Annotated in this window: 11 protein-coding genes; 4 read left to right on the plus strand and 7 right to left on the minus strand. The window is 68.5% G+C overall.

Going from position 1 to position 4,796, the window contains the following annotated elements; all coding sequences use genetic code 11:
* A partial coding sequence (locus KY469_22340; GenBank protein MBW3665833.1) for an alpha-L-glutamate ligase occupies positions 1-205 on the plus strand: 205 nt, incomplete at its 5' end.
* Here the strand turns inward: KY469_22340 and KY469_22345 are convergent.
* The 5 genes from KY469_22345 to KY469_22365 all read right to left on the minus strand — a co-directional run bounded on the left by KY469_22345 (position 154) and on the right by KY469_22365 (position 1,996).
* Positions 154-492: a peptidoglycan-binding protein gene (locus KY469_22345; GenBank protein MBW3665834.1), complete on the minus strand. Its 339-nt coding sequence runs from the start codon at positions 490-492 to the stop codon at positions 154-156. The genes KY469_22340 and KY469_22345 overlap by 52 nt on opposite strands.
* Positions 405-1,013 (minus strand): hypothetical protein, encoded by a 609-nt coding sequence (locus KY469_22350; protein ID MBW3665835.1) that lies wholly within the window; start codon positions 1,011-1,013, stop codon positions 405-407. The genes KY469_22345 and KY469_22350 overlap by 88 nt, the downstream gene beginning before the upstream one ends.
* On the minus strand, positions 1,010-1,222 hold the full coding sequence (locus tag KY469_22355) for a hypothetical protein (GenBank protein MBW3665836.1): 213 nt from the start codon (positions 1,220-1,222) through the stop codon (positions 1,010-1,012). Before KY469_22355 ends, KY469_22350 begins: the two co-directional genes overlap by 4 nt.
* Positions 1,223-1,339: 117 nt before the next feature.
* On the minus strand, positions 1,340-1,696 hold the full coding sequence (locus KY469_22360) for a hypothetical protein (protein ID MBW3665837.1): 357 nt from the start codon (positions 1,694-1,696) through the stop codon (positions 1,340-1,342).
* 66 nt (positions 1,697-1,762) lie between these two features.
* A complete protein-coding gene (locus KY469_22365; protein ID MBW3665838.1) occupies positions 1,763-1,996 on the minus strand; it encodes a hypothetical protein in 234 nt (77 codons plus the stop codon).
* Positions 1,997-2,105: 109 nt separating this feature from the next.
* Between KY469_22365 and KY469_22370 the strand changes: the two genes are divergently transcribed.
* Entirely contained in the window at positions 2,106-2,651 is a 546-nt protein-coding gene (locus KY469_22370; protein ID MBW3665839.1) for a hypothetical protein, read from the plus strand.
* A 39-nt stretch (positions 2,652-2,690) separates the two neighbouring features.
* Here the strand turns inward: KY469_22370 and KY469_22375 are convergent, their stop codons facing one another.
* A complete protein-coding gene (locus tag KY469_22375; GenBank protein MBW3665840.1) occupies positions 2,691-3,080 on the minus strand; it encodes a hypothetical protein in 390 nt (129 codons plus the stop codon).
* A gap of 6 nt (positions 3,081-3,086) precedes the next feature.
* On the minus strand, positions 3,087-3,392 hold the full coding sequence (locus tag KY469_22380) for a hypothetical protein (protein MBW3665841.1): 306 nt from the start codon (positions 3,390-3,392) through the stop codon (positions 3,087-3,089).
* 300 nt (positions 3,393-3,692) lie between these two features.
* Between KY469_22380 and KY469_22385 the strand changes: the two genes are divergently transcribed.
* Together KY469_22385 and KY469_22390 are read left to right on the plus strand one after the other, a co-directional pair.
* The gene (locus tag KY469_22385) at positions 3,693-4,376 is read left to right on the plus strand and encodes a zinc ribbon domain-containing protein (protein ID MBW3665842.1); all 684 of its coding nucleotides are present in this window, start codon (positions 3,693-3,695) and stop codon (positions 4,374-4,376) included.
* Between the two features lie 110 nt (positions 4,377-4,486).
* Positions 4,487-4,796: phosphoesterase (locus KY469_22390; protein ID MBW3665843.1), on the plus strand; the 310-nt coding region annotated here is incomplete at its 3' end.

Raw genomic sequence — 4,796 nt, forward strand, 5'->3', positions numbered from 1 at the left:
CTTCTTCTATGCCGTCGAAGTCGATGCGAGCCAGGGATTCGAGCTCTGCCCGGCGGACGTGTGCGCCGTCGACGCCGGCCCGGCCGTAGAGCAAGCTCCGCCGGGGCCCAGGTTCCGCATCCTGGAGCAGTTCGAAAACCCGCTTCTCGAGCGCTACGGTACCTTCCTCGCCGCCAACGGCACCCCCTTCCACATGCACACGTGAACGGGGTCAGCGTGCCCGGCTGGTCGCGCCCTTGAGCTCGCCTGGAAGTCCTGGGAGTGCAACGCCGACGCGTAGTTGTGGTCGTGCTCAGGCACCTCGGACACCTGACCGCCGCTGGTGGGCTTGATGATGCGCCCGTTCGCCGTGGCGTTGATGACCAGCAGGGCCCACTCGGTCTCAGTCCACACCCCGTCGATCGTCACCCCCTGGTGCTCCTGGAAGCGCTTGACCGCCGCCTCGATGGACGGCCCGTAGCACCGTCCTGCGTCAGCTTCTCGCCGCGCCACCAGTTGAGCCTGGCCTGCGAGGCTAGGACCCGTCCGCCTGAGTCTCCACGTCGCATGTGTGTTCCCTTCTGGTCGAGGTCTCTGACCACGCCTGCGATGCCCCACGGCGAGCGGTCGTCGTACAACCGCGGGTCGGGCAGCACGGACACGTGGATGTGCTGGGCGTGCGCGTTCGGGCCTGTGTAAGGCTCGGGGGTCCACGGGGCCGGGTGGCCCGAGTGGTTCTTGTAGGACCGCCAGATCTTGCGCTCGTAGATGACGAACTTGACCCGGCGGTCGCGGCGGCCGACCGTCGCGGCGAGCACGAGGTTGCCGATGTGCTGGTCGTGGTCCTCGTCGGCGTCGAAGGCGGTCACGACCCCTTGACCGCGGGAGTCCTTCACCCACGGGTTGTGGTCGCTGGACCGGGAGGCGTGGTCGGGGTCGCCGATCCACCCGTCGGACAACTTGTCCCGCCCGGGACGGAAGGCGTTGACCTCGTCGCGGATCTGGTCGAGGCTCTCGGCGATGCGGTAGCTCACTGGCCGTCTCCATCCGGTCGTCTCGGTTCGCCGCCCATCTCACGCACCTGCCCCCGCAGCACGGTCACCTCGTCCCGCAGCTCGTCGATCTGCTGTTCGAGCTGGTCGATCTGTTGCGTGGCGGACCGCAACGTTGTGAACAGCGCGACGTTGGCGAGGAACACCGACGCGTCGAACAGCAGCGCGGTGACGAGCCAGAGCAGCAGCACCTTCTGCTGGGGAACCGGACGTGGGGAGGTGACGTATCAGTCTCGCGCAGGACCTTCATCACCTCACGTCGTGCGATCTCGGACGTGTCCTCACGCCGTACGTGGTCGACCCGACGTTCACCGGGCATCAGCACCACCGCCGTCGTCGAGGTCGATGCCTGCTTCGAGCAGCAGCCGCTTCCACCGTTCGACCGCCTGCAGGCAGCGACCCATGCCGGTCTTCACCGCATCGAGCTCCCCGCGGGTCTTGGACAGCTCCCCGCGCAGCCGGCCCTCTTCCTCGCGGACCCGGACGAGGTCCTCGGCGAGCCGCTGCAGCGCTTCGCCCTGCGCGTCGGTGACGGCCTGCCACTCCCCGGTGGTGGCGGTCTCAACCGACGCGTCTCCGTGACGTTTCTGCGCGAGGTAGGTCAGGATGGCGGTGATGATGCCTACGACGCCGGTGACGTAGGCGCCACATGCGAGCGGGTCCACTCACTTGACCCTCCGGCACGCGTCTACCACCGGTCCGGCTCGTCGACGCGGACCAGGGGCGTGCCGTCACGATCGCGTGGGGTCGGCTACCGGCGTCACCTTCGGTTCGGAACTGGTGACGAGCCCGATGAGGGCGCCGATGTTGATGGCCGACCCGCCGATGATGTGCACCTGGTCGACCGTCTCCGGAGCGATCCCGACCACGGTGGCGATGATGACCACCTCCGCGAGCACGCCGACCAGCACGGCACGGCGGCGGATGGGGTAGCGGTCGAACAGGTCTCGTAGACGTTGCAGCATCGACGGTCCTTCTGGCGGCTGAGTGCAGTGTCGACCGTCACCCGACGGGGCTGGCGGGACCGTGTCTGCGGGCCTCCAGCTCGGCAGGCTCCTTTATGCTCGTGCTCTCATGAGGGTGTTCGTGCTGTCAACCGGCCGGTCCGGGACCACGACGTTCATCGAGGCGTGCAAACACGCGACGAACTTCACAGCCGGACACGAGACCCTCGCCGACCAGGTCGGCAAGGCACGGTTCGACTACCCCGACCAGCACATCGAAGCCGACAACCGGCTGTCGTGGTTCCTCGGCGCACTCGACGAGACCTACGGCGACGGACCGCTGTACGTGCATCTGCTCCGTGACCGAGAGGCGACGGCAGACAGCTTCCTGCGACGGTGGGACTACCGCTGGCGGGGCGGGGTCATCGAAGCGTTCGCGCACGCACTGGTGATGCACGCCCCGGACTGGGCGGAAGGCGACCGGGCGGACGTGTGCCGCTGGTACGTCGACACGGTCAACGCCAACATCCGTCTGTTCTTGCGTGACAAACGGCACTTGACCGTCCGGCTTGAGGACGCAGCCTCGCAGTTCCCGGACTTCTGGCACACGATCGGTGGCGAGGGGGACCTGGACGCGGCGGTGGCCGAGTTGGCCGTCCGTCACAACGCCGGCTAGGTGCCGACCCATCGGCATGACCCGTTCGGTAGGCGGCCCCTACTGAGTGGGCTTACGTCCGTCGACACGCACGTTCTTGGCGGTGATGCGGGAGCCCGCCTCCTGCTCGATGACCGTGTTCGAGCCTTTGGACCGGAGACCGTCGACGTCGACGTCCCAGCCGGATCCAGCGTGGATGTCTGTCTGACAGTCTTCAAAGGTAACGTTGCGCATCGTCACGCTGGAAACCCTGTCCGACGGTAAAGGGCCGTCGCCTTCGCCTGCCAGCCGTGGCCCATCGGTGCGACTTGGGCGAGCGGGAACGTCGAACCCACGTCGAAGCCATCCAGTCTCGCACACTGGGCAAGGCGTCGGGTCATCGCGGCGCCGCAGAATCCGAAGCTTGGTGACGGTGTGCCCGCAGTCGCACTCGAACGTGTAGAGCGGCATGGTCGGTTACACCAACAGGGCTAGGGCCACGAGACCCGCCGTTACAAGTAGCGCCGCGGCTAGCCACGGAGCCCAGGTCGGAGGGTTGACGCGAACCGACTTCACGCTCGTGCGACGAAGCACCCCGTCGAAGACCGTCCCCACCCCGTGCGTCTCGATGTTCTCGAAAGTGGAGTCCTCGCTCGTTCCTCTCAGGAAGGTCGTGTCGGACTGAGATGTCGGCCAGACCGCGACCGCGAGCAGCGTCAGCGTGGCGGCGGCGACGAGAACGATTGCCCATATCGGCCAGTCGTCAACAGCCAGCAGTCCCACAGCAACCGAGAGCGCACCCAGTCCCGCCGCCCCGATACGCGCTGTAGATCCGATCTCGTATATCTCCTCGTGCGAGGAGACCAGTATGGACGCTCAACCCTGCGCGGACTAAGAGGCGTCGTCGGCTGGCTCCCAGCCGTCGGGCAGTCCGTCGTAGACCCGGATCGGCCCCTGCTGGGGCTTCGGTGTGCCGTCGTCGTTGCGAGGCTCGCGGGCGGGCCATCGGTCGTCGGAGTGCACCCCCCAGGTCGTACCGGATGCGTCGGTGTAGAGGGCCGGGTCACCGATGAGCACCTGGCCGTGCAGGTTGTCATCGACCTGCTGCGGGAGTCCACCCTCCTGTCCCGCCTCGCCGTCTGCGGTCCGTGCGGGTCCCCGCTGTGGGGACGCAACCCGACCGGCCCCGACGACCGGACCGCCTCCTACTACTGCTCCAACCGGTCTGCTGGCGGGGACCGGTGCGTGTCCATCTCGGTGCTGCGCGTCCACGGGATGGTCGTGCGGCTGCTCCTGGACCGGATCGGCGAGTCGGACCTGGCCGCGTCGTCCCGACGGGTGACCGGCCGGAAGGCCGACGCTGCGCAGCCCGACCCGGACCGGGCACGCGTCGACCAGCTGCGCGCTCAGGTCGACCGTCTCGAGTCTGACCGGCTCGCCGGCATGTACGACGACGCCGACGGCACCGCCGGTACGTCGCCACCCACCGTCGGCTCACCGACGAACTCGACCAGCTGCTGCAGGCCCGCGCACGGCGGCAGGCGGGGCGGTCACGTCCCGAGCTGGCCGAGGTCGTCCACGAGGTCGGTGACGTCGCCGCGGTGTTCGATGACGACGGACAGCGGGCCCGTCAGCGGGCCGTTCTGCAGGCGGCGGTGGAGCGCTCGTCGTCCATCCCGCCACAGGCGGCGGTTCGACCCGCGCCGGGTGTGCATCGTCGGGCGGGACGGGGCCTGCTGGGTCCACCTGGGGGAGGGCTGCCCGTGACGGTTCATCGTGCCTGGTGGAAGGGCACCCCCTTCCGCACCCACTGACGAGCCGTGGGTCACGGGTCCTGCTGACTACGCTCGCCGCGGTTCCGACGCAGGAGCGGTCGCGTGTCCTCATGGGGGAGCTTGCGGAAGGTGGACCAGGCCGGCTTCCGGCGGGTCGCGTCCACGGACCACTCGCCGGTCGGCGACCGGGTCCTGTGGTGGGTGTCGCGCGCCGGTGACTGGTCGGTGGTGTGGGTCGTGACCGCCTTGCTCCTCGCGATGTTCGGCGGCCGCCGTGGTCGCCGCGCCGCGCTGCGGGGATGGCTCGCGATCGCGATCTCGTCGGGAGTGTTCAACCACTCCATCAAGCTGCTGGTCCGTCGCGCCCGTCCCGACCTCGAGCTGGTCCCGTCCCACCGCCACCCCGTCAAGG

The sequence above is a fragment of the Actinomycetota bacterium genome, from assembly GCA_019347575.1.
Classification (GTDB): domain Bacteria; phylum Actinomycetota; class Nitriliruptoria; order Nitriliruptorales; family Nitriliruptoraceae; genus JAHWKY01.

Bases quoted from the DNA above. Each gene is read 5' to 3' on its own strand.
- KY469_22365 (MBW3665838.1), bottom strand. From the start codon at position 1,996: ATGCTGCAACGTCTACGAGACCTGTTCGACCGCTACCCCATCCGCCGC.
- KY469_22370 (MBW3665839.1), top strand. From the start codon at position 2,106: ATGAGGGTGTTCGTGCTGTCAACCGGCCGGTCCGGGACCACGACGTTC.
- KY469_22375 (MBW3665840.1), bottom strand. From the start codon at position 3,080: ATGCCGCTCTACACGTTCGAGTGCGACTGCGGGCACACCGTCACCAAG.